Here is a 22953-nt window from a genome sequence, read left to right on the forward strand (position 1 = left end):
GGCCAATAAAAATGGCTCCCCATTATGGGAAGCCCAAAATTATTTGTCTTTTACTCGGAGAAGTCTTAAACCATTTAAAGTTACTATCAACGTAGCCCCCATATCTGCAAAAATTGCTATCCATAAGGTTAACCAACCTGGAATGACAAGCAGCAAGGCAAATAGTTTAATTCCTAAAGAGAATGTGATATTTTGTTTGATTATAAATAAAGCTTTTCTGCTTAATTTTAAGGTAAATGGCAGTTTCCCTAAATCATCTGCCATCAAAGCAATATCTGCTGTTTCGAGAGCCGTATCCGTACCGGCTCCTCCCATGGCAATTCCGACAGTCGATGCAGCAAGAGCTGGTGCGTCATTCACTCCGTCTCCGACCATAGCGACTCGATCATGTTTGTTTCTTAATCCTTTAATAAAAGCAAGTTTATCTTGAGGCATTAGATCTGCTTGAATTTCCGAAACCCCTACTTGCTGGCCTATTGCATTGGCAGTTCCTCTATTATCACCCGTTAACATGATGGTTTTTTCAATGCCCAACGAGTGAAGCTTTTGAATAACTGATTTGCTGTTCCCTCTTACTTCGTCTGCTACGGCAAGAAGAGCTAGTATTTCGGCTTCCGTACCAGCCACCATAACCGTTTTCCCTTTATTTTGCAGTTCGGAAATTGTCTCTTTTAAATTTGATGGAATACCATGTGATAAAATCTCATCAAATAAATTAGGACTGCCCACATAATACATTTCTCCTTGGTATTTTCCCTTGATACCTTTACCTGTCATCGAAGTAAAATCTTCAATCGTGAAAAATTGATAAGGTAATTCTTCTTGTACAGCTTTTTTCATTATCGCTGAAGCAAGAGGATGTTGTGACCCATTTTCCAGTGCAGCAATAATAGTTAGCAATTCATTAGGTCTAGCATTAGGCTGTGGCAGATAATCTGTAACAACGGGAATACCGTGAGTTAAAGTTCCTGTTTTATCAAAGGCAATCGCTTTAATTGCTCCCATTTCCTCTAAATGGATTCCACCTTTAATCAGAACTCCGTTTCTTGCAGCATTACCAATGGCGGTCACAATGGACACAGGAGTGGAAATAACAAGTGCACAAGGACAACCAACCACAAGAACAGCTAAACCTTGGTAAATCCATTTACTCCAATCAGCAGCTAACAATAGTGGTGGGATTATAGCAACTAATAACGATATCAACATAATAACTGGCGTATAGTACTTTGCAAAGCGATCAACAAATGCTTGAGACGGTGCCCGTTCTGCTTGAGCTTCCTCTACAAGATGAATGATTTTTGCAATCGTAGTATCGTCCACATGTTTGGTAACCTTTATTTCCAGAAGTCCTTCTTCGTTTAGAGTGCCAGCGAATACTTCATCATCAATGGTTTTAGAAACTGGAACAGATTCACCTGTAATCGCAGCTTGATTAACGGTTGATAATCCTTTTACAACCGTTCCATCCATCGCTATTTTCTGCCCTGGTTTAACAATTAAAATATCATCTATCCGTATATCATCTACTTCTACGGTAAACTCTTTATCTCCCCTGCGAATTAAGGCCTCTTTAGGTGCAATATCCATTAAAGACCGAATGGATTGTCTTGCCTTGTCCATCGAATAAGACTCCAAAACTTCACTTATCGCAAACAGGATAACAACCGTCGCTCCTTCTCCCCATTCCCCGATAAAAGCTGCTCCTATAACCGCAATTGTCATAAGGGTTCTCATATCAAATTCTAAATGAAATAAGTTTTTGAATCCTGTGGTAAAAAGACGATAACCACCTATTAAAATAGAAACAGCATACGCTAATATCGATAAGATACTGTCCTCACCATTCATTTGTGCCGACAACCACCCGATGATTAGGAACACTAATGAAGCAATAACAGTCGCATGCTTTTGCAAAAATGGCTCTTTTTTCTCGTCAAACCGTTGTTTTTCAGGAATGACTTTGATATTTTCAAAAGCCCCAGCTTTCTCTAATTCCTCAATCGATGTTTCGCCATAAACCGTAAGTTTAGCGGCACCGAAATTTACACTCGCATTAACAACACCATCCAGGTGTTGGACGTTCTTTTCGAACTTTGTCGCACAGCCAGCTCAGGAAAAGCCCTGCACACGATAAACTGTTTTTTCATTTGCTTTTTCTAAGCTATTAGTCATGGTCCTTCACCTCCTTATGATGCTCTAAAGCAATTTGAATCAATTGTCTTACATGATCATCATCTAATGAATAATAAACCAACTTGCCTTCTTTTCGATATTTAGCTAATCCTAAATTACGGAGAAGACGTAAATGATGGGATGCTGTAGCTGTTGTACTCCCTACAATGTTCGCTACATCACAAACACACAATTCATCCTCAATGGTTAAGGCGTAAGCGATTTTAATTCTAGTGTCATCAGATAGCACTTTGAATATTTGTGAAACAGCCATTGTATTTTGTTGGGTAACAATTGCCTTCACCCGTTGTACTTTTTCCCCATCAACGCAGGTCACTTCACATACATCATCGTGTTTCATTTTTTTCACCGACCTTATTCAAACGTCTATTTGAGTATTAGTATATGAAAGTTTACAAGAATGGTCAAATGATCATTTGAATGTTTATCAATTTTCTGAAACAAAATCGTTTTAATTTTATCAAACAAAATAAATTTAATAGAAAGGAGGCAAAAGAAAAAACGCTGAATTTCTCAGCGTTTTTTTACTATATAATATCCAAACTATTAAGTGCTTTAAGATCAATCTATTTATCTTAGAAAAGCCTCATTTTTTGAAATTCGTATGATGTCATTAGGAAGATATTTTTGAAAATGCCTTGCCACCATTAGATGCAAGTCTTTTCGATACCACCTCGATAAATCATGCTCCTGAAATAACGCAGACATTCCCAATCTCTCTGAACGCTTTCCCATTGCTCCATCCCCTATGCTTAGCGTATCAATCCAAATATGGTCCACAATCCCTTCTAGCAATAAGGGAAAGTCAGGCGTAAAAGGTAAAACAGGAGAAATGGACGCTTGGGTCGATATTCCCGCATCATGTACTTCTTTTAAGGCTTTTAACCGCAATTTAATTCCAGATGCAAATGGAGCAAATATTTGTTTAATATCCTCCATGTCAGTTTCAATCGTTATGGAGACAAGAACATCACATTTTTCTTTTAACCTTACCAACAAATCAATATCTCTTGTAATGAGTGGACCTCGTGTTTGGAGTTGCAGAAAATCAGGCGGATTTTCAATCATTTCTTCTAAGATTCCCCGTGTAATGTTTGCTTTCCGTTCAATGGGTTGGTAGGGATCTGTTGCAGAGGACATAAAGATATTCACAGGTTTGTTTTTTTCTCGTAGCTTTCTAATTTCTTTTCGATAATTTTCTGCTGCATTTGTCTTTATATCCAACCATTCACCCCAAGGAATATCTTTAAACCTTTGAATGGGCATTTCTCTTACGTAACAGTATTTGCAAGAAAAGCCACAGCCACTATAGGGATTTAATGAATGTGTAAAACCAACATCCAGATAACCCTTTGCTTCGGTTAGGATTTTTTTAGCAAATGTTTCTTTTATTTCCATCCTCATAAACATCGCACCTCTCGAATTGTCTTCCTAATATCAAGAAAATGAGAGAAAAACTACTATACATTATAAACCTATGTGAATTACTTAAGTAAACCCTTTTTTTCTAAAAATGCTTTTGCAACACTGTTTGCCTTTTTCTTGTCTACTGTTACTTCGTAATTCATCTTTCTCATTTCACCATCCGTTATTAGACCGGAAAGTTTATTCAAAATGCCACTCAACTCTGGATATTTATCTAAGGTCTCTTTCTTTAATAGTGGTGCTCCTTGATACGGAGGAAATAGATGCTTGTCATCCTCTAATACTGTCAAATTATTTCTTTGAATCTCACTATCAGTTGAATAGGCATCTACTATATTTATATCCCCTCTTTTTACAGCTGCGTACCTTAACTCGGGTTGCAAGATATTTACTTTAGAAAATTGAATTCCATAAAGCTTTTGTATCCCGAGGTACCCATCTTCACGCTCTGGAAATTCTGGTGTAAAGCCAGCCTTTATCATTCCTTCTACTGATTTTAAATCAGAAATGGTCTTTAAGTTATACTGTTTTGCAAGTGCAGTTGGAATAGCTACTGCATAGGTATCATTAAATTCCATTGGCTTAAGCAACACTAAATTTAATTTATTAAACAATCCTTTCTTTGCTTGTTCGTAAACTTCTTTCCGATCCGTGCTTTTTGGTTGTTCTTTTAACAGGTCAACAATGACCGTCCCTGTAAATTCGGGGTAAATATCAATACTTCCAGTCGATAAAGCATTATAGACGAATGTCGTTCCCCCCATATTAGGTTTAAGCTCAACAGTGAGGGAAGAATGCTGTTCAATTAACAGCTTATACATATTCATTAGGATTTCTGGTTCTGAACCCATTTTTCCACCAATGATAATATCCGCTTTTTTAGGCTGACTGAATGATGACACCGTTATGACTAAGATAGCTGCTACTATTACGGAAATAATCGATACCAACGATTTCTTAAATGACAACCTTTCAAATTGCCTCAATAAAAAATCAAAAAACAAAGCTAAGATGGCAGCAGGAATGGCCCCTAATAAGATGAGACTTGAATCATTTCGACTAATCCCAACCGTTATCAAATCACCTAATCCACCAGCTCCGATGAGGGAAGCGATCGTAGCTGTACCGATAATCAGAACCATCGCCGTTCTTATCCCGGCCATTATCACCGGCATGGCTAAAGGAAGCTCTACCTTAAATAGCAGCCTCCGGTTATTCATGCCTAGTCCTTTAGCAGCTTCGATTAAATTCGGATCGACCTCTTTTATTCCAGTATAAATGTTTCTTAAGATAGGAAGTAAAGCATAAATAACTAAAGCAATAATGGAAGGTATGGTGCCAATTCCTACCAATGGTATCAGGAGTCCTAACAATGCTAGTGACGGAATGGTTTGAAATACAGCTGTGATTCCAATGATCATTTCTGCTGCTTTTTTATTTCTAGTTATAAATATTCCAAGCGGAATGGCGATTAATAAAGCAAAAAAGAGGGCAATAAACGATATTTCAATATGCTGGATTAAATCATTTAGCAATTCGCCTTTTCTTGATATGAAGGTATGGAATAAATTATTCACTCTTCTTCACCTTCTTTCAAGTTGTTTAATAGATGTTGAATGATCGACTGCCGATTTAAGTAACCGATAATTTCCCCTTCTTTTTCTACACCTATTTGGTCTTGTTTAGATAAAGCTTTTAAAGTTTGCTGCAGTGAACTGGTAATCGGGATAAGTGACATTTTTTCTAATTCCAGATTCTTATCATGGGTTTGAGACAAGACATTCTCCAGGTCAAAATGAATCTCGTTATAGTTAATCTTTCCAATAAATTCTTTAACAAAATCATTGATAGGATGATAGATTAATTCATTTGGAGTGCCGACCTGGACGATTTCTCCATCTTTCATAATACAAATACGATCACCTATCTTCAGAGCTTCTTGCATATCATGAGTAACGAAAACGATGGTTTTCTTTATCTCTTTTTGCATTTTAACAATATCATCTTGTAACTTTTCTCTGCTAATGGGATCAAGAGCACTAAAAGGTTCGTCCATAAGAATGATTTCTGGATCCGCGGCTAAGGCTCTTACAACACCAATTCTTTGCTGCTGTCCGCCCGATAACTCACTGGGCTTCCTGTGTTTATATGTTTGGGGTTCTAATCCAACCATTTCTAACAACTCGTCCACTCTACTAGCGATTTTCTCTTTATCCCACTTTTTCATATCGGGAACAACCGCGATATTTTCTTCAATGGACATATGAGGAAAAAGAGCAATTTGCTGAAGTACATATCCGATATTCCAGCGCAATTCATGAATATCATAATCACTTATTTTTTTCCCATTAATAAAGATGGTTCCATCAGATAAATCTATTAAACGATTAATCATTTTTAAGGTTGTGGTTTTCCCGCTCCCGCTTGGTCCAATTAGGACAAAAAATTCACCTTCATTGATGGTTAGATTTAATGATTTAACTGCCATGGTTCCATCATGAAACCGTTTTGATACATTTTCAAACTGAATCATTTTCCTACTCCTTTCATTTGATTAAGGATTCACAACCACAATTTTCCCGTTTGCTGTATTGCTTTCCATAAGAAGGTGTGCTTGACTTATTTCATCTAATGTAAACACCCTTGCAATAGGTATTTCCATCTGAAATTGGCTAATATGATGAAGTAAATCGGTTAGCAATTGGTCTTTGAAATTTTCTCCGCTGTCAAACTGGGTGAAATAGGTACCAGAGGGAGTATCTACCATTGGCTCAAAATTCTCCAACACCCATTTTCCGCCTAAAATTCCCGTCATGCAGAGGATCCCTCTTTCTGCAAGCATGCCCAGTGAGTTTTTCAAAGTGACCGTCCCTACCAGCTCTAAAATTTTATTTACCCCATGGGGAAAAATAGAATATAGCTGTGATTGAATATTCTCGTTATCCACTAACACAAAATCAGCACCATGTTGCTTTAATAAATCAACTTTGTTTTTATCCCGAGTTGTTGAAACAACCGTTACCCCAATACTTTTCGCAAGCTGCAATGCTGCTATACCTACCGAACTAGTTCCGCCGCGAATTAGGAGGATGTCCTCTTTTTTCAACATCAGGGAATCTAATAACGATGCATAGGCGGTATAATACATTTCAGGAATTGCCGCCAATTTCACCCAGTCCATCTCATGGTTAATTGGATAAACCTGAGTCGAAGGAATAAGGGCATACTCGGCATAACTTCCATCAAATTCTCGTCCAAGACCTCCCATCAATGAGACCACCCTCTGGCCTTTTTGAAATGAACTATCGGAAGGGTCTGCGATTTCTCCAACACATTCGATTCCTATAATTCGGGGTAACTTAACTGATGGAGAATCACCTTGTCTAGTGAAGATTTCGGAACGATTGATGCCAAAGGCTTTGATTTTGACCAATACCCAACCTGATTTGACCCTCGGAATTGGTACTTCTCTTACAACTAATTCCTGAGCTGAACAAGCTTTATCTAATAGAATTGCTTTCAATATGGGCACACTCCTTTTAGTTTCATATCATACGAATCTTTTTGTTTTGAAGACTTTTAGATTTTTATTGAATCTTTGTCACTACATACATTAAAGAAGAGCTTGAATGGATATTAAATCAGTCCTAATTTCATTAATCCATTTAATATCCCATCTTCTGTGTTAGAAGAGGTAACAAAATCGCTGATTTCCTTCAACTCTGGAATGGCATTACCCATTGACACGGAAGTTCCGACTACAGAAAACATTTCCATATCATTTAATTCCCACCAAATGCATAAGTGTTTTCTTTTGGAATACCCGTTAATTCAAGAAATTTAGCAATCCCTTTCGCTTTTGAGATACCGTTTGGTATTACATCTAAAGCATATTTATGCCATCTAGTAAATTGCATATCCTGAAATGTTTCTTTATAAAAATCTTCATGTGGCTTTTCGCAAAACAAAATTAATTTATAGATAAGATGGCCACGAAAATATCCCTGATTAACAGGTGGATATCCCATATTCACTGGCTTATAGACATCCTTGATATAAGGATGACTTTCAATCGAAGACTTCATATCCAAAAGACTTCCATATACCAATGGGTGTTTTCGACTTGAAGCAAAGCTTGTAATGTCCTGTAAAAAATCTTGATTGAAAGGTATTTTATAGACTTCATTTCCCTCATAAACAGCGTGTTGTCCATTGATTGTTATATAAGAATGAATGTTTAATTCATTCAATATCCACTGAATTTTTGCTGGGGGTCTCCCTGTTGCAATAGCAGGTATTATATGTTTTTCCTGAAGTTTTTTAATCGCTATTTTTGTAGAATTAAGTATTTTTTTCTCTTCATCTAATAAGGTTCCATCAAGGTCGAAAAAGACCATTTTTTTATTCATAAAACTCTCTCCCCTATAATGTAACTGATTGACATGGCCTAATTGGAATCATAAAATCATGATAAGAGCATTAGTAGCTTTTGAAAAGTAGGCACCTTAAGGTTGTTTAGTAACCTTTAGGTAACTATTGGAGGTCTTAACATGGTGAACAATAAAGAATTACCTCTTTGTCCCGTAGCAACTACCGTGGGTTTAATAGGAAATAAGTGGAAGCTTTTAATTCTTCGGGAATTATTGAGTGGGACAAAAAGATTTGGTGAATTACGAATCGGAATTCCGGGTATTAGTCAGAAAGTATTGACTCAGAATTTACGGTCAATGGAGGAAGATGGAATCATACAACGTCAAGTTTACGCGGAAGTTCCACCAAGAGTAGAATATTTTCTTAGTGAATTAGGTAAAAGTCTTAGACCAATTATAGACGTAATGGCAGAATGGGGATTAGCTTATCAAGAATTGGTTAAGAATAATTCATTTCTAACTGAAAAAGAAGCATAGGAATCATTCTTAGAAGGAAGTAAAAAAAGGGGGGATAACTTGGTTATTTATGAGAGAGAACATGATTGGGTAATGACACCACAACATCATCACGGTCTTCTTTCGGGTGATATTGTCCGCCTTTGGAATTCTGCTTATATCAGTGATATAGAGCGATGGAGTGAAGTAATCTTTGCCATCACCCAACATGATTGTTGCTGGATAGATTTAGATGAAACACCTTTATGGAATGATAGGGCAAAAATGCCTTATACCTTTATCGATTTTCCTTTAATCCCAAGGCTTACCTTTTATAAGAAAGGAATTGATGAACTAGAAAATCAATCTCCTTATGCTGGACTTCTTTGCAGTCTCCACTACCATTCTTTTATGATTGGGAACAAGGAACCTGCTGCTGTTACCTTCACTAAGCAAGAAAAAGCCAGGCAACACCGCTTGATGAAACAATTAAACCTCTTGACGGACCATGAAGAAGACTTAATTAAACTTCATTTTCAGATAGTCCAATTTTGTGATAATCTCTCTTTATATTTGTGCATGCAAGAACCTGGTACCCCTAAGGCAGATGAGTTCCCTTGGTTTAAAGAAGGATTTCCAGAGATTTTTTCATTTACAAACGGACAGAAGATTATTGCAGAGTGGCTTGACTCAAAACAAGTAGCACTTTCCCCCTCTCCTCTAGCCTCTCCAGCCGTTGTAACCATTAAACTAAAAGAAGTAACGAAATCTAGTATTCATATGCTAGGGATTGCAGAGGCCTATCATAATGCTGAATGGAAAGAACGAACGTTTACATTGATATAGGTTGTTCAAAGTACAATCACTAAACTAGAAAGTGTTCTATATAGGATATACTCTTGTTGAAAAATAACAAAAAGAGAGCATGGGAGTCCAGCTCTCTTTCGTTTTATCTTCATAAAGACATATTCATCAATGCCTGTATGTACAGTAATAGATCTTTTCAACCTCACATGATAGGAGTATAGGCTGACAGCACAAGAGTGCTTTAATCCTTTTCAACACTGGATAAAAAAGGACTATTGTTCAGCTAGTTCTGAAACAGGGATATTGTGTTTAATTTCTGGGCTTCCAATCTCGTGGACTACGGCCATGTTTTGATCTCTGTCAATGGCTTCAATGTACACAGGTGTATCTTTATAGGTTACGTTAATTACGGCAGAAGCACTTAAAATTTCTTGTGCTCTTTGAACTTTCATTTAAACACCTCCATTCTAATTCCAATAGGATAAGTATTTAACGAAAATATATATACTATTCATTTGTTAGGGATTGCGAAGGCATATCATAAAACTGAATTGGAAAGAACGTATTAAAATAATAAAAGGACCGCCACAGCGGTCCCATCTTTAGGTGTTGATAAGAAAAACAATCATTAAATATCAAGTTTACGGGTCCCGATCCATTTCACCATTTCAGGGTTTTGATGTGAAAAGAACAGGCTTTCTTTCTTATCTAAAGCAGCAATTTTCTCCATATCTTCTAGACTTAATTCAAAGTCAAATATATTGAAGTTTTCGATGATTCTATCCTTCCGAACAGACTTTGGAATGGCAACGATGCCTCTTTGTGTTAACCAACGTAACACCACCTGGGCAACAGATTTATTATGCTTTTCGGCTATTGATACTAAAATTTCGTTTTGGAACATGTTATTTTTTCCTTCAGCAAACGGTCCCCAAGACTCGATTTGAACATTGTTTTCTTTCATAAGGTTATGACTTTCTATTTGTTGGTTGAAAGGATGTGTTTCAACCTGGTTTACAGCCGGAACCACTTCATTATGAATAATGAAATCAGTCAAACGATCCGGATAGAAGTTACTAACGCCAATTGCTCTAATTTTTCCATCAAGGTACAATTCCTCCATCGCACGCCATGAACCGTAAACATCACCAAATGGCTGGTGAATTAAATATAAATCCAAATAATCCAGTTGCAGTCTTTCTAGCGATTTTTCAAATGCTTTCTTTGTTCTCTCATAGCCAGTATCCTGAACCCATAATTTCGTAGTAATAAACAATTCCTCTCTTGGCACACCACTCCGCTTAATAGCTCTGCCGACTGCCTCTTCATTTAAGTAGGAAGCTGCGGTATCAATTAGACGATAGCCTGCCATAATAGCGTCATAAACAGCTTGTTCACATTCTTTTTCATCTTGAATTTGAAATACACCAAAACCGAGTATAGGCATTTCAACACCATTGTTTAAAATAACTTTTTGCATAAGGCAAATTCCTCCTGTTTTATAAAACATTTTGTTCATTGGTTCTATCTAATTATGTAACATCTATAAAACCGAATGGTATCACATTACTATCAAATGATTGCCTAATCCTATCATCCCACTTTCGCAATAGTCGCATATGCATTAGAATGGAACTAGCAAGAATGATGAACAAGGAGGCTCTTATGTCTGATCAAATCTATAAACAGCAAGTTGAGCTGGCTAAACTCATAGAGCGTTATTCAGGACAGGATGGTGTTAACACGACTGAGATTCCGTCTTTATATTTTATTCGCCGCTCTCATGTTACCGATCTAAATCACAGTGTTTACAAGCCTTCTTTATGTATAATCGTACAGGGAGCGAAGGAAGTATTGCTCGCTCAGCAGCGCTTTAGATACAGTCCTTCCGATTATCTTGTTTCATCGGTTGATCTACCTGTTTCGGCTCAAGTTGTAGAAGCTTCTTCCACCGATCCATATTTGGCTCTCACTCTTGAATTTACACCGAGTCAAATCTTAGATGTATTACGTGATTTTAACATGCAAGGTAGAAAGAAAGAGAATGCTAAGCGAGCCATGTTTGTCAGCCCGATGGAGAAATCGATGTTGGATGCCATCATCAGGTTAGCTCGTTTACTAGACAATCCGAACGATATTCCGGTACTTGCTCCTTTATTTACGAAGGAAATTCTCTATCGAGTTCTGCAAGGACCGCATGGGGGAACACTGGAACAAATAGCCATAGAAGGAAGCTCTACCTATCTTATCAAAGACGTTATCGAGCAGATTATGATTAACTATGATCGCACTTTTCGGACTGAGGAACTTGCGGAAATAGCCAATATGAGTGTTTCTTCACTTCATCGGCACTTTAAAGAAGTAACTGCGATGAGCCCAATTCAATTCCAAAAACAACTGAGATTACAAAAAGCACGGCAATTGTTATTGTCTGAGTCAACAGATGCCGCTGATGTCGCATTCCAGGTCGGTTATGAAAGTCCATCACAATTCAGCCGTGAATATTCCCGTATGTTTGGTTTTCCACCTAAAGAGGATATAAAGCGTTTGAGGGAGACCTATGACGAATCGATAAACGCGTGAACCCCTTAATAATTGGAGGGGTTCTTTTGTGTGGAGGAAAAGGATAATTTGTATTAACCTTAGAAATTGTTGTAACTAACAATTAAATTGAGAGTATGATTATAAACGTAAACTGCGCTAATAACAGAAAAGCGACTGTTCAAATAGAACAATCGCCTCTGTTTATTTAAATATATTACTTTAACAATACTATTAAGTTAATACTGGTAATGCATTACTTAAATGACTAAAATCATGATTAATAATTTCAATTAATTTAAATTCATTGTTTTCATATTCAAATTTCAAAATACAACAATTGCCAATTTTTTCTCTTTGAGTAATAGTACTTGTATGTTCCCAATATTGCATCATTTTTCTACAAGCTGCTCCGTGAGATACTGCTAAAACCACTTCATTATCATCTTCCATTATTTTTTGACATGTGTCAGCAACTCTTTTTTGAAATTCTTTTTCTTTTTCTCCACCATAATTAGCGAAGAAATCACCGTAAGGAAGTGAGGGATTTAAGTCTTCACTTTCACCTTCAAACGTTCCAAAATTCCATTCCTTTATTCCTTTTAATCTAGTATAAGGCATATCAGTCACAATCTCTAACGTGTCACTTGCTCTTTCAGATGTGGAACAATAGGCCTGATCAAAAACAATATGGTGTTCTATAAAATACTTTGCAGCAGTCTCTGCTTGTTTAATTCCTAATTCTGTAAGTGGGGAATCACACCAACCTTGTATTTTCCTTCTTTTATTAAAAACTGTTTGTCCATGTCTCATTAAATATAACGTCTTTTTCATTTGTATCCCCCTTGTTGGTTCTTAAATGAACATTTAAATTTAAGTTTACAAACTTTTATACCAAACTTACTTTCTTATATTATAAAATAATTTAATGATAAGCGTTATCATATTCCTCTCAAATAATTGCCTATTCCTCTTATTTAACACCTATCTTTTATTTTCCTACTTTTGCAAAATACCTAAATATTCTTTCCAAGGTCCCACGTCCGCCCCGTATCTCTTAGACATTACCCTGACAATCTGGGCAATGTGCGTTAGATCATGGACAACCCAAGTTGCAAGCAACTCTCTTATTTTAACTGCACCAAATTCAGGGTGCGCACCAGTCAGTTCAAGATGCAATTCAGGATCAATAAGAACCTTAAGTTTACTAATATTTTGTGTTCTAATTGCATTAAATTCAAGCAACCTATCGTCAATCGACCTTTCAGAACTTTCGTTTAAGTGCGAATAGCGATCAAATGGAGGAAATGGTTGAGTGCCTGCTTGCTGAAGTATAAATTCTAATCTTGGTATCCAATTACTTTTCTCCGCCTCAATGAGGTGCTCGATCACTTCAAAGACATTCCAGGTTCCTTTACCCTCATTACAGTTCAACCATCCTTCTGATAAACCGGATAATAAATTCTCCAGTGTTTGTGGCGTACGCTCCAACACCTCTATTGCTTCTTTCATGTTAAAATTCATACAATTCTCTCCTCTTAATATCCAAGTGTATTTTTCCTGCCATTAGCCCCACCACATCGCACAAACAAATACTGACCATAGGGATACGCAAAAACCTATCATTCCAAAACCATATATGTAAATAATATTAAATTTATTATCAAATTTTTTTACCTTTATCATCAAATAGGCAAATAAAAGGATAACTAAGTATAGGCAAACACTTATAACCGTAAAGATGGTTAAAAAATATATCGGAGGATTTGTATTAGCCATATGTTCATCCACAAAATAGGCTAAAGATTGTCCGTATATACCAAATATAGTTGCAATTATCATTAACAGCCATATAAAAAAATGCACTTTCTTCAATCCCCACTCCTCCTTAGAATCAAAATATCGTTGTGTAATTTTACACTAATTATAACAAATTTCCCATATATTAAAAATATAAATATAATCAAAATCAATTTAAATTTTTAATCTTTTTTTGGATAAAACTAACTATGGGATTAATAAGGGGTAACAGAATTGAGCAACCAAATTAAAAGAAATATTATAAGGTTGTGGTTTATTTTTGGTTTTTTCTCATTTTTTAATTTAATTAGAAAGTCCCTGATCGTTCAAGAAAAAAGGTGATTGCAATTTTAGGCAACCACCTTCTGTCTACTATTCAATAAAGGATACCTCATTTCCCTGACACCATTCAATATGGCGGCTGGCTCATTAACTATTGCCTCTGTTAGCTAAAGGCCCTTTCCACCCTTTGTTTGTAAAGTGCTGATTCTCTCCATTCCAGTAATGATTGGTTTTGCCTTCTTGATTAATGTTTGTGTAGCTTCAAGAGTTAGAGAGGCTTGATGGGCATTTTCATTACTCCACACTTCATAAATATAAACACAATTTGGCTCGTTTTCAGAAATATTTACAAGGTATATCTCGCATTCATCCAGATTCTTCATTGATTCTGCTGCTTCTAACAAAATATCTACCATCGTGTCACGTTCGCCTTCTTGTATATTAAACTTAACAAACAAACTATATTTGTTCATATGGTCCTCCTTAATTTTGATGTCTGTTAGTTATTTCTACATCCAAACATTTTTTCCTATAATTTCAATAAATAAAATTAATAAATGCTAATTTCAACTGCCACAAACTGCTATCTCCATAAAAATACTCATTATTACCACTAAAATTATATTCTAAATTAAAGAGGAGACCCTGTTCAAATCCCCCCTTGCTAAAATATGTAAGATGTTCACATTACTACTTTAGTTTCTACTCCAAAATGGTCGGAAATGACTGATTTGTTTTCCCCATTAAAGATTACATTTGAATATTCAACCTTTACACCCTGGTTTGACAAAATTAAGTCGATGCGTAAGTCTTGCTTATTATTTTCCCATCCATTAATTTTTCCCTTTACTGTTATTCCGTTATCTTTGTTTCTAGCCAATTGATAGGTATCATAAAGACCTTGTTTTAATAAATAATCGTATCCTTCACCTTTGAGATGAGTGCTGTTATTAAAATCACCCAAAAGATAGAACTGCTCATCCTGATTTACATGCTGAAGCAGTGAGTCTAATTGATACTTAAAAGGTTCCTCAACATCTCCCCACCAACCCATATGACAGGAATAGAATGATATTGGTCTATTATTATAGATAATTTTAGCTCCAACAATTTTACGTGTTTTCCAGTTGTTAATATCAACAAGTTTAGAAACGTAGAAGGAAAATTCTTCAACGATTGGATATTTTGTTAGAATAGCTAGACCCTCCTCATACATCTCCTCTATTTCATTTGATAAACCCCAAACCAAGGAATATTCAGTGATTCCTAACTTTTTAAACTCTTGTAACAATATGTAGGCGAAATTACTAGATTTCACATTCTTATATACACAGTCTTCCTCAATTAATTGATTTACTTCTTGTAGGGCAATCACATCATATGATTTTTCTTTAATCGTTTGTGCGAGATAATTAATTTTCTCTAATTGAGATTCCTCTTGCCAAGAATGACAGTTTAATGTTAACAATTTCATTTCGTTTCTCCTCCCCATACTTGATGGATATGTTACCATCTTTCATACTTGGTCCAACTCAAATTGTCCCTCTTTCAATAAATTTTACTTCGAATTCCTTTTTAGAAATTTCATCACGTACAGCTTGAAGGAAAAGTTGGTTACCTATATCTACCAGCGGAATTTCTATAGTTGTGATATTCATTATTTCCGCAATTGGCTGATTATTGAACCCTATTATGGCAAGTTGATCGGGTACTGATATATGTTCTTTTTGACAAGTAGCAACAATACCTGCAGCCGCTTGATCATTTGTTACCAACAGTGCAGTTGGAGGTGTATCCATCACTTTTATTTGGTGAACTACTTTTTCACCGTCTTCAATATGAGAACAGTTATCAAATACAAAATAAGGGTTATAGGGTAATTGATTCTGACTAATAAAATCCTTATATGCAGCATCTCGTTCAATACTGCTCGGCCCCGACCTCCTACCAACACAATAACCAATTTTCCGATGACCTTTTTCGTATAAATATTTTAGTGCCTTATAAAAAATTTTGTAATGATTTACAAAGGTTGTTGATACTTCTTTTTCATTAAGATTTTCACATAATACGATGGGGCCAAATGGCAAATGCTCCTCGATGATGGACCAGTCACAAGATCTTGAACAAATAATTAAAGCGTCGATTTGCTTTTGTTTCAACATTTGCAACGCTTCCATTTCTCTGCTAACAATATAATCCGTTTGAAATAAAATCAACTTATAGTTGTGTTTATTTGCTTGTATGGCTATTCCTTTTAATATCAAGGAAAAATAGGGATAATCGGAATACGGCAAAACTACACCAATCATCTGAGTTTTTCCCTTACTTAAATGAACAGCATTTATATTTATTTGATAATTACTATCTTTAATTGCCTTCAATACAGCCATTCTTTTTTCTTCTTTAACAAATGGATAATTATTTAATACACGAGATACTGTTGATACAGATACTCCAGCCATCTTTGCCAAATCTTTTATATTTGTCATTTTTAGCTCCTTCATCATTCAATCGTAGTAATCAAGAACGAGTGTATTTTCTTTCATTTCATTCCCTGATAGGGTCCATAAGCCTTGTAATTTATAACTTTTATTAGCAAATTTTTTAGGTTTGAATGAACAAATACCACTATAAAATTGTGATTCCTTATTACAATAGTTGAAAATTGCTTTCAGTTCACCTAGCTGATTTACCATTCCAATTAATTCTCCATTTATTATATTTTCCCCGAAAAACTTAGCACGAATAATTCCACCATTCTTTGTGAAATGAAACCTCGTGCCAGTTGCAATATCACTAATGGTATCATTAGTACTGCTAACAAAAATCCGATTATTAAAATATTGCATGAGAATCCCCCTAGAAATTTTCTTTGTTCTATGGTTTATTCCTGTTAGATTAATTGCCAATATTAATTTCATACATTTCTTTTTAACAACTTTTCACTATATGCTGATTGTAATAGTTGAAACGCGTTTCAAGTCAATGAAAACTTTTTATAAATGAAAAGAAAAAGATCCCTTGATTATCAAAATGAAAAAAGGGATCGCCGCAGCCATCCCATTCGTTGAACTTATAATGTTAAAACATAGAAATGCAGAATTTCAATACATCCTTTTGTATCCTTATGGTGTATTCAGCAATTACAATATTTCAATATACCCTTCTGTTCCATGCACACGAATTCGTTGCCCGTCTTTTATCAGTTTGGTAGCATTTTCCACCCCAACGACTGCTGGTAAACCATATTCACGTGCGATTACGGCTCCATGGGTCATTAGTCCGCCAACTTCGGTAACTAGACCTTTTATGGAAACAAATAATGGTGTCCAACTAGGGTCAGTATAGGAGGTTACTAATATATCACCCTCTTCTAAATTAGCATCCTCCATGTTTAAGATGACACGCGCTCGTCCCTCGATAACTCCGGAAGAAACAGGCAGACCCACAAGAGCTTCAGCTGGGAGATTTTCTCGTTTGTACTCACCTGAGAGTATTTCACCATCAGATGTGATCGCACGCGGAGGCGTTAGTTTGTCATATATTTTGTACTCGTCTTTTCGTTTACTGATGATCTCATAATCTAATTTTTTTGTGCGTACGACTTCGTGAAATTCTTCAAAGGTGAGATAGAATATATCTTCTTTTTCATGAATAACGCCCGCTTTCACAAGTTGTTCGGCTTCTTGCAGTAAAGCCTGCTTATAAACGAAGTAGCGATTAATCATACCGTATTTTGGATATTCACGATACCCAATGTAATTCCGGATTAGGTCAATCATTCGTTTTGTTTCTTGGGCCTTTTGTTCACTATCCGGCAATTGTTTCAATCGGTCTAATAACTCTTTTTCCTTTTCCAAAGCAACACGCAGCCCTTGCTCAAATTTCCGCTTGCCAGCATTTGGCTCAAAGTTTTTGATATTACTAAGGAGCATAGGGATAAGTATATTTGGTTTTTCGCTCCAACGTGTTCTCGTAATATCAATTTCACCAGCACATCTCATTCCATATTTGTTGAGAAAAGCAATGAAAGCGTCTCGGGTTTCCCTTCCTCCTTCAAACTTATCCAGTTCATCCAAAAAGTTTTCATCTTTTACATGTTGTAAATAATCAATTACTTCTGGATATGGACGAATCACATCTGCGACATCCAAAAGTGATAATCCCATTTCTGAAGTAACATTGTTTGGTACAGATTGGGAAAGCGTGTCTGCTGCGTTGTTTTCACCTAACCACTCGTTCATTTTTTCATTGACCCAATTTGAAGCATTTATAGCTGCCATAAAAACAGCTGTACTTTGTGGAGCAAATAAAATCCTCTTTAACTCCTGAATATCTTCAAGAATAAAATCTAATAAATCGGTTCCTGATTTCGTTTGGATGTTTTGTTTTAACTCTTCTATCGATGTTTGACTTTTCTTAATCAAATCAGAAACGATTGTTGGATTATTTTCGATTTGTGCTAGCATATCTGTATTGTTTCTGCTAGGACCGGGTGCTTTAAGCCCATTTGATAATGGTTTTATAAAATCTCCTCGCTCAATTATGGTCATAATTGCGTCTTTTAAGAGCGGATCGTGTTGTCCCATGCCTTTTAATAACATGTTTCTACTGATGGGTGAAGCCAGCTGATGTGTGATATCAACAAACAACCTCCCACCTGCTTTACGCATCGGTGCATTAGTTGTTAATAGGAAAAAAGACAATCCTAATGGTTTTATAGGGTCAGTCATCATTTGTTGATGACCGACAGAGATATACACGCGATTTTCCTGATCGTTTGCTTCAGGAATGGGGAAAAGCGTAGTGATTGGACGACTCTGGACAATATAAAATGTATCATCAACCAAACACCATTCGATATCTTGCGGGCATCCAAAAGAGGCTTCGATCTGTCTTCCGATGCGTGCTAGTTGTAGTATTTGTTGGTCAGTAAGTGTTTGAGTCTTTTGTTGATCAGGATCGATCTGCTTTGTCTCTGTTCCGCCATCCATTAGTGCATAGATAGCTAATTTTTTTGTAGCTATCATCTTATTGACGATATTATCTTCCTGAACTTTATAACAATCGGCAGAGACCAAGCCGGAGACCAGTGCTTCTCCAAGACCATAACTGGCATCAATTGATAACATCTTACGGTTATTGGTAATCGGATCTGCGGAAAATAAAATCCCTGACGCCTGTGGGAAAACCATCCTTTGAACGATAACGGATAGATGAACTTGTCTGTGATCAAATCCGTTTTGAATTCGATAAATCACAGCTCGATCCGTAAATAGAGAAGCCCAACATTTTCTGATATGCTGCAAAATCGCTTCTTTTCCGATGATATTTAAATAGGTGTCTTGTTGACCAGCAAAAGAGGCATGTGGCAAATCTTCAGCAGTCGCACTAGATCGCACGGCATAAGCATGTTCATCACCAAACTGAGAGAGATATTCAGTTACTGCTTTTACAACATCGGAAGGAATTTCTACTTCCAAAATGATTTGTCGTATCTTCTTGCTGATGTCACCTATTTGATCTCGATCCTCTACTTTTAACATGGTTAGATGATCCAACAAAGCTTGAAACGTTTTGTTTTGTTCGATAGCTTTTTGATAACCTACTGTAGTAACACAAAATCCATCGGGTACCTGTATTCCTTGAATTTTTGATAATTCGCCTAAATTTAACCCTTTTCCGCCAACGAGCAAAAGCTCTATTTTTTCCATTTCATGAAAACCGAGAACCAATGAACTCATTTTATATCTCTCCTAACCATCAAATCTCAATATGTTTCTATTGAATTTTAGCAGTAGCAAATAAGAATAAACAGTCTTAATATACCATTTATTGTATGTTATAATTAAATTAGGAAGAGTTAAAGTTCAATTACCTGTTAACCGATTCATCCCCCTCGAAAGTACCTCATATACCTTTTATCCTCATGTACTTATTCCCGAAAAATGATAAATAGTTGAAGGATAAATTCCTTTTTTCAAAGGGTTGAATAGTATTAAACAAAAGCTATTACATCATTGCTGGGGGAGAAAAACTTGAGTGCTGAAAATCATAATAGTATGGAAATTGGAATTTATACATTAGCGGATTTATACCCAGATCCACTAACAGGGAAAACAATTAGTGCAAAGCAGCGGATAGAAGAAATTATTAAGATTGCAAAAATGGCTGATGAGGGCGGGCTTGATGTGTTTGGAGTAGGTGAACATCACCGTTTAGATTACGCAGTGTCCTCACCGCCGGTCATCTTATCAGCCATTTCACAAATCACCAAAAAAATTAAGCTGACAAGTGCAACAACAGTTTTATCCACTGTAGACCCTGTTCGCTTATTCGAGGATTTTGCAACCCTTGATCTTATTTCAAATGGGCGGGCTGAAATCATTGCAGGGCGTGGGGCTTTTATAGATTCATTTCCACTTTTCGGATATGATATAAAGAATTATGAAGAATTGTTTGAAGAACACATCGAACTCTTTCTAAAACTAAATACCGACGAATTGGTTACCTGGAATGGTCGTTTTCGTCCATCATTGAAGGATGCAGAAATATCTCCCCGTCCTGTTCAACAAAAAATTCCAGTATGGTTAGGTGTTTCAAGGACAATGGAAAGTGCAGAACGAGCTGGCAGCTTAGGGACTGGCTTAGTACTAGCCATACTTGGCGGTGATCCAAGCTTTTTTAAGCCGCTTGTTGAGCGCTACCGAGAATCCGCTTCTCAAAACGGTCATCCTCTGGAAAACTTGAAAGTCGCGGTTACCGGACACGCATATATTTCAAAAACGAATCAGCAGGCAATAAATGAATTTTATCCATATCATTCTAATTATTGGTATCACAGCAACCGACATCGTGGAATTCCTCTGCAATTAACAAAAGCAGATTTCGAACAGGCGTCTAGTAAAGAAACCGCCCTTTTTGTTGGAAGCTCACAGCAGATCATTGAAAAAATCATGCGCCAATACGAGCTGTTTGGTCACCAGCGATTTATTGCGCAAATAGACATAGGTGGTATGCCATTTAAAAAAGTTGCCGAAAACATAGAACGATTGGCAACAGAAGTGGCACCAGTCATACGTAAGGAAACTAAATCCTAGAATTTCCTTTTGCTTTAAGTCAACAATTTTTCACAAGTGATGACTTAAAAGAGTTGCTATTGGAAGCAACTCTTTTTGTTTATTTATAAAGTTACTTTACTCCCAAATATGTCTTTAAAAAAATACATCTTTTAATAAAAATTGTTAGAAGGTTTGATAGAGAATATTACAAGTTTTTTCTGTGTATTTTTTTAATCAAAAAATAAATATACAAATTTCGAATCAAAAATTGCATATTTTCGGCTCTGTATTTACTCTTATTAGGTTAAAGCCAACTATAGGATCCCCTTATCCCATTCATATCAAGTTTTTGCCTAATCCTCTCACTTGCATTTACACGATAGACGAATATACGATAGAATGTGACTATGAATGATTCATCCATGAGGAGAATTGGATAATGTCTGAAGAAATCTACAAACAGCAGCATGAACTTGCCAATCTCATTTACCGTTATTCAGGAGATGATGGTGTTCACCAGACTGCTATCCCATCTTTATTTTTAATCCGTGAATCGGTTGTTACCGAACCCATTGCCAGAGTGAACGAAACATCCTTTTGTATTATCGTCCAAGGGGAAAAGGAAGTATTGTTAGCGGAGGAGCGCTTTAGGTACGGTCCAGGTCATTATATTGTTGCATCCGTTGACTTGCCGGTGACCGGGCAAGTCATAAAAGCTTCTTCTGATACCCCGTATTTAGCTCTCAAGCTTGAATTTACACCCAATCAAATTTTGGCGGTTTTAAGTGATTCTGATATTCGCGTAGGAAAGAAAAAAAATGCCAAACGTGCTATGTTTGTTAGTAAAGTAGAGCCATCACTGTTGGATGCTGTCATTAGGTTAGCCCGGTTGCTAGAAAATCCGAAACATATTCCATCCCTAGCTCCTTTATACACAAAGGAAATTCTCTATTGGATTCTGCAAGGTCCTCATGGGGGCGCTCTTGAACAAATGGCAATAGAGGGTAGCAACGGCGATCGAATTAGAGATGTTATTGAACATATCATCAATAATTATGACCGCTCTTTTAAAATCGAGCAACTTGCAGACATAGCGAATATGAGTGTCGCTTCTCTTCATCGGCACTTTAAAGAGGTTACGGCTATGAGCCCAATACAGTTTCAAAAACAATTGAGACTTCAGGAAGCTAAACGCATGTTATTAGCCGATTCGACAGATATCGCTGATGTCGCATTTCGCGTAGGTTACGAAAGTCAATCACAATTCAGTCGAGAATATTCTCGCATGTTTGGCCTGCCACCAAGAGAAGATATAAATCGTATGAGGGAGAAAAACCCGAGCAAAGAATTAACGCTTAACCAATAATAGAAAAAGCCAATCTTTTATTTTGAAAGATTGGCTTTTTTTCAAATTTATAATGGCATTACCTTGACTGTCGCAGACCGTGCGCGATTGCTAATCATTGAGTCAAGATATGGGCTGCTATTATACTTCTTACGGTAGGCGTTATCAATGAGGTCGTTGATTGTGCCGTCGACGGTCTCGAAATTGACTTCCTTCGTCATGCCGGCGACCGTGATCCGCCCTGCTTTCTGCTTTACCGCGGCCTGGTACCAACGCGAGTTCTGCCCGAAGTAGGCGCGTACATAAAGGGCATCGTCAACTACGACGGACCAAATCCAGGTCGGGGTCCCGTAGGTTACCCCGTCCTCACGGAACGGTGAGATGTGCAAGTCATCGGCCTCAGCAATTTTAAACAGTTCATCCTTCAACCATGTGGCCATTGTGAATTACCTCCTTACTTATATGTAGATAATTTTAAACAGAAACGAAATGCTTGCAATAGTCAGATAACTTCTATTTGTTGATTATTGAACAGATGAATCAACATTGTTGATTATCTATTTCTTATTATCTAGTAAGTTATTTTTTGACTCTGCTTCTTCTACCTTTGATTAGTTCGACCAAATTC

At 36.6% G+C, this 22953-nt stretch carries 24 protein-coding genes; 5 read left to right on the forward strand and 19 right to left on the reverse strand.

Annotated features, from left to right (window positions below; all coding sequences use genetic code 11):
• Positions 1–39: 39 nt before the first annotated feature.
• The 8 genes from JOC76_RS23635 to JOC76_RS23670 all read right to left on the reverse strand — a co-directional run bounded on the left by JOC76_RS23635 (position 40) and on the right by JOC76_RS23670 (position 8030).
• Positions 40–2175: a heavy metal translocating P-type ATPase gene (locus tag JOC76_RS23635; protein ID WP_205181236.1), complete on the reverse strand. Its 2136-nt coding sequence runs from the start codon at positions 2173–2175 to the stop codon at positions 40–42.
• A complete protein-coding gene (locus tag JOC76_RS23640; RefSeq protein ID WP_205181237.1) occupies positions 2168–2536 on the reverse strand; it encodes an ArsR/SmtB family transcription factor in 369 nt (122 codons plus the stop codon). The genes JOC76_RS23635 and JOC76_RS23640 overlap by 8 nt, the downstream gene beginning before the upstream one ends.
• A 230-nt stretch (positions 2537–2766) precedes the next feature.
• Positions 2767–3600: an SPL family radical SAM protein gene (locus JOC76_RS23645; RefSeq protein WP_205181238.1), complete on the reverse strand. Its 834-nt coding sequence runs from the start codon at positions 3598–3600 to the stop codon at positions 2767–2769.
• 80 nt (positions 3601–3680) lie between these two features.
• On the reverse strand, positions 3681–5198 hold the full coding sequence (locus JOC76_RS23650) for an ABC transporter permease/substrate-binding protein (protein WP_205181239.1): 1518 nt from the start codon (positions 5196–5198) through the stop codon (positions 3681–3683).
• Positions 5195–6154, reverse strand: a complete 960-nt coding sequence (locus JOC76_RS23655; protein ID WP_205181240.1) for an ABC transporter ATP-binding protein — start codon at positions 6152–6154, stop codon at positions 5195–5197. The genes JOC76_RS23650 and JOC76_RS23655 overlap by 4 nt, the downstream gene beginning before the upstream one ends.
• 21 nt (positions 6155–6175) lie before the next feature.
• Entirely contained in the window at positions 6176–7144 is a 969-nt protein-coding gene (locus JOC76_RS23660) for a zinc-binding alcohol dehydrogenase family protein (RefSeq protein WP_205181241.1), read from the reverse strand.
• Positions 7145–7257: 113 nt separating this feature from the next.
• Positions 7258–7398 carry an HAD hydrolase family protein gene (locus JOC76_RS30600; protein WP_205181242.1) on the reverse strand — a complete coding sequence of 47 codons (141 nt, stop codon included), beginning with the start codon at positions 7396–7398 and terminating at the stop codon, positions 7258–7260.
• A gap of 5 nt (positions 7399–7403) precedes the next feature.
• Positions 7404–8030: an HAD-IIB family hydrolase gene (locus JOC76_RS23670; RefSeq protein WP_205181243.1), complete on the reverse strand. Its 627-nt coding sequence runs from the start codon at positions 8028–8030 to the stop codon at positions 7404–7406.
• 141 nt (positions 8031–8171) lie between these two features.
• Between JOC76_RS23670 and JOC76_RS23675 the strand changes: the two genes are divergently transcribed.
• Positions 8172–8528, forward strand: a complete 357-nt coding sequence (locus JOC76_RS23675; protein ID WP_205181244.1) for a winged helix-turn-helix transcriptional regulator — start codon at positions 8172–8174, stop codon at positions 8526–8528.
• A gap of 39 nt (positions 8529–8567) precedes the next feature.
• The gene (locus JOC76_RS23680; protein ID WP_205181245.1) at positions 8568–9332 is read left to right on the forward strand and encodes a DUF3891 family protein; all 765 of its coding nucleotides are present in this window, start codon (positions 8568–8570) and stop codon (positions 9330–9332) included.
• Between the two features lie 233 nt (positions 9333–9565).
• Here the strand turns inward: JOC76_RS23680 and JOC76_RS23685 are convergent, their stop codons facing one another.
• On the reverse strand, positions 9566–9745 hold the full coding sequence (locus JOC76_RS23685; protein WP_205181246.1) for an H-type small acid-soluble spore protein: 180 nt from the start codon (positions 9743–9745) through the stop codon (positions 9566–9568).
• A 176-nt stretch (positions 9746–9921) separates the two neighbouring features.
• A complete protein-coding gene (locus tag JOC76_RS23690; RefSeq protein WP_205181247.1) occupies positions 9922–10773 on the reverse strand; it encodes an aldo/keto reductase in 852 nt (283 codons plus the stop codon).
• 185 nt (positions 10774–10958) lie between these two features.
• Between JOC76_RS23690 and JOC76_RS23695 the strand changes: the two genes are divergently transcribed.
• Complete coding sequence (locus JOC76_RS23695) at positions 10959–11876, forward strand: AraC family transcriptional regulator (RefSeq protein ID WP_205181248.1); 918 nt, start codon at positions 10959–10961, stop codon at positions 11874–11876.
• Between the two features lie 192 nt (positions 11877–12068).
• Here JOC76_RS23695 and JOC76_RS23700 read toward each other — a convergent pair whose 3' ends face one another.
• The 8 genes from JOC76_RS23700 to ppsA form a co-directional block, all read right to left on the reverse strand.
• Entirely contained in the window at positions 12069–12668 is a 600-nt protein-coding gene (locus tag JOC76_RS23700) for a histidine phosphatase family protein (RefSeq protein ID WP_205181249.1), read from the reverse strand.
• A gap of 165 nt (positions 12669–12833) precedes the next feature.
• Positions 12834–13358 carry a DinB family protein gene (locus JOC76_RS23705; protein ID WP_205181250.1) on the reverse strand — a complete coding sequence of 175 codons (525 nt, stop codon included), beginning with the start codon at positions 13356–13358 and terminating at the stop codon, positions 12834–12836.
• A 42-nt stretch (positions 13359–13400) separates the two neighbouring features.
• On the reverse strand, positions 13401–13709 hold the full coding sequence (locus JOC76_RS23710) for a hypothetical protein (RefSeq protein ID WP_205181251.1): 309 nt from the start codon (positions 13707–13709) through the stop codon (positions 13401–13403).
• A 374-nt stretch (positions 13710–14083) separates the two neighbouring features.
• Complete coding sequence (locus JOC76_RS23715; RefSeq protein ID WP_205181252.1) at positions 14084–14389, reverse strand: putative quinol monooxygenase; 306 nt, start codon at positions 14387–14389, stop codon at positions 14084–14086.
• 209 nt (positions 14390–14598) lie between these two features.
• Positions 14599–15390 (reverse strand): endonuclease/exonuclease/phosphatase family protein, encoded by a 792-nt coding sequence (locus tag JOC76_RS23720; RefSeq protein WP_205181253.1) that lies wholly within the window; start codon positions 15388–15390, stop codon positions 14599–14601.
• A gap of 58 nt (positions 15391–15448) precedes the next feature.
• Positions 15449–16408: a LacI family DNA-binding transcriptional regulator gene (locus tag JOC76_RS23725; RefSeq protein WP_205181296.1), complete on the reverse strand. Its 960-nt coding sequence runs from the start codon at positions 16406–16408 to the stop codon at positions 15449–15451.
• An 18-nt stretch (positions 16409–16426) separates the two neighbouring features.
• Positions 16427–16828, reverse strand: a complete 402-nt coding sequence (locus JOC76_RS23730; RefSeq protein ID WP_205181254.1) for an avidin-fold protein — start codon at positions 16826–16828, stop codon at positions 16427–16429.
• A 234-nt stretch (positions 16829–17062) separates the two neighbouring features.
• The gene (ppsA, locus tag JOC76_RS23735) at positions 17063–19663 is read right to left on the reverse strand and encodes a phosphoenolpyruvate synthase (protein ID WP_205181255.1); all 2601 of its coding nucleotides are present in this window, start codon (positions 19661–19663) and stop codon (positions 17063–17065) included.
• A 318-nt stretch (positions 19664–19981) separates the two neighbouring features.
• Here ppsA and JOC76_RS23740 point away from each other — a divergent pair, with 318 nt between their 5' ends.
• Both JOC76_RS23740 and JOC76_RS23745 read left to right on the forward strand, forming a co-directional pair.
• Entirely contained in the window at positions 19982–21019 is a 1038-nt protein-coding gene (locus JOC76_RS23740; RefSeq protein WP_372442001.1) for an LLM class flavin-dependent oxidoreductase, read from the forward strand.
• 400 nt (positions 21020–21419) lie between these two features.
• Positions 21420–22346 carry an AraC family transcriptional regulator gene (locus tag JOC76_RS23745; protein ID WP_205181257.1) on the forward strand — a complete coding sequence of 309 codons (927 nt, stop codon included), beginning with the start codon at positions 21420–21422 and terminating at the stop codon, positions 22344–22346.
• A 47-nt stretch (positions 22347–22393) separates the two neighbouring features.
• On the opposite strand, the gene JOC76_RS23750 is transcribed toward JOC76_RS23745, so the two are convergent.
• Positions 22394–22765, reverse strand: a complete 372-nt coding sequence (locus JOC76_RS23750; RefSeq protein ID WP_205181258.1) for a DUF2255 family protein — start codon at positions 22763–22765, stop codon at positions 22394–22396.
• Positions 22766–22953: the final 188 nt, after the last annotated feature.

The sequence above is a fragment of the Neobacillus cucumis genome, from assembly GCF_016908975.1.
Classification (GTDB): Bacteria; Bacillota; Bacilli; order Bacillales; family Cytobacillaceae; genus Neobacillus; species Neobacillus cucumis.

Excerpts from the sequence above, each read along its gene's own strand:
- JOC76_RS23720 (WP_205181253.1), bottom strand. The coding sequence starts at position 15,390 with ATGAAATTGTTAACATTAAACTGTCATTCTTGGCAAGAGGAATCTCAA.
- JOC76_RS23750 (WP_205181258.1), bottom strand. The coding sequence starts at position 22,765 with ATGGCCACATGGTTGAAGGATGAACTGTTTAAAATTGCTGAGGCCGAT.
- JOC76_RS23655 (WP_205181240.1), bottom strand. The coding sequence starts at position 6,154 with ATGATTCAGTTTGAAAATGTATCAAAACGGTTTCATGATGGAACCATG.
- JOC76_RS23640 (WP_205181237.1), bottom strand. The coding sequence starts at position 2,536 with ATGAAACACGATGATGTATGTGAAGTGACCTGCGTTGATGGGGAAAAA.
- JOC76_RS23705 (WP_205181250.1), bottom strand. The coding sequence starts at position 13,358 with ATGAATTTTAACATGAAAGAAGCAATAGAGGTGTTGGAGCGTACGCCA.
- ppsA (WP_205181255.1), bottom strand. The coding sequence starts at position 19,663 with ATGAGTTCATTGGTTCTCGGTTTTCATGAAATGGAAAAAATAGAGCTT.
- JOC76_RS23675 (WP_205181244.1), top strand. The coding sequence starts at position 8,172 with ATGGTGAACAATAAAGAATTACCTCTTTGTCCCGTAGCAACTACCGTG.
- JOC76_RS23740 (WP_372442001.1), top strand. The coding sequence starts at position 19,982 with ATGGAAATTGGAATTTATACATTAGCGGATTTATACCCAGATCCACTA.
- JOC76_RS23715 (WP_205181252.1), bottom strand. The coding sequence starts at position 14,389 with ATGAACAAATATAGTTTGTTTGTTAAGTTTAATATACAAGAAGGCGAA.
- JOC76_RS23685 (WP_205181246.1), bottom strand. The coding sequence starts at position 9,745 with ATGAAAGTTCAAAGAGCACAAGAAATTTTAAGTGCTTCTGCCGTAATT.
- JOC76_RS23695 (WP_205181248.1), top strand. The coding sequence starts at position 10,959 with ATGTCTGATCAAATCTATAAACAGCAAGTTGAGCTGGCTAAACTCATA.
- JOC76_RS23670 (WP_205181243.1), bottom strand. The coding sequence starts at position 8,030 with ATGAATAAAAAAATGGTCTTTTTCGACCTTGATGGAACCTTATTAGAT.
- JOC76_RS30600 (WP_205181242.1), bottom strand. The coding sequence starts at position 7,398 with ATGGAAATGTTTTCTGTAGTCGGAACTTCCGTGTCAATGGGTAATGCC.
- JOC76_RS23690 (WP_205181247.1), bottom strand. The coding sequence starts at position 10,773 with ATGCAAAAAGTTATTTTAAACAATGGTGTTGAAATGCCTATACTCGGT.
- JOC76_RS23745 (WP_205181257.1), top strand. The coding sequence starts at position 21,420 with ATGTCTGAAGAAATCTACAAACAGCAGCATGAACTTGCCAATCTCATT.
- JOC76_RS23725 (WP_205181296.1), bottom strand. The coding sequence starts at position 16,408 with ATGACAAATATAAAAGATTTGGCAAAGATGGCTGGAGTATCTGTATCA.
- JOC76_RS23645 (WP_205181238.1), bottom strand. The coding sequence starts at position 3,600 with ATGAGGATGGAAATAAAAGAAACATTTGCTAAAAAAATCCTAACCGAA.
- JOC76_RS23700 (WP_205181249.1), bottom strand. The coding sequence starts at position 12,668 with ATGAAAAAGACGTTATATTTAATGAGACATGGACAAACAGTTTTTAAT.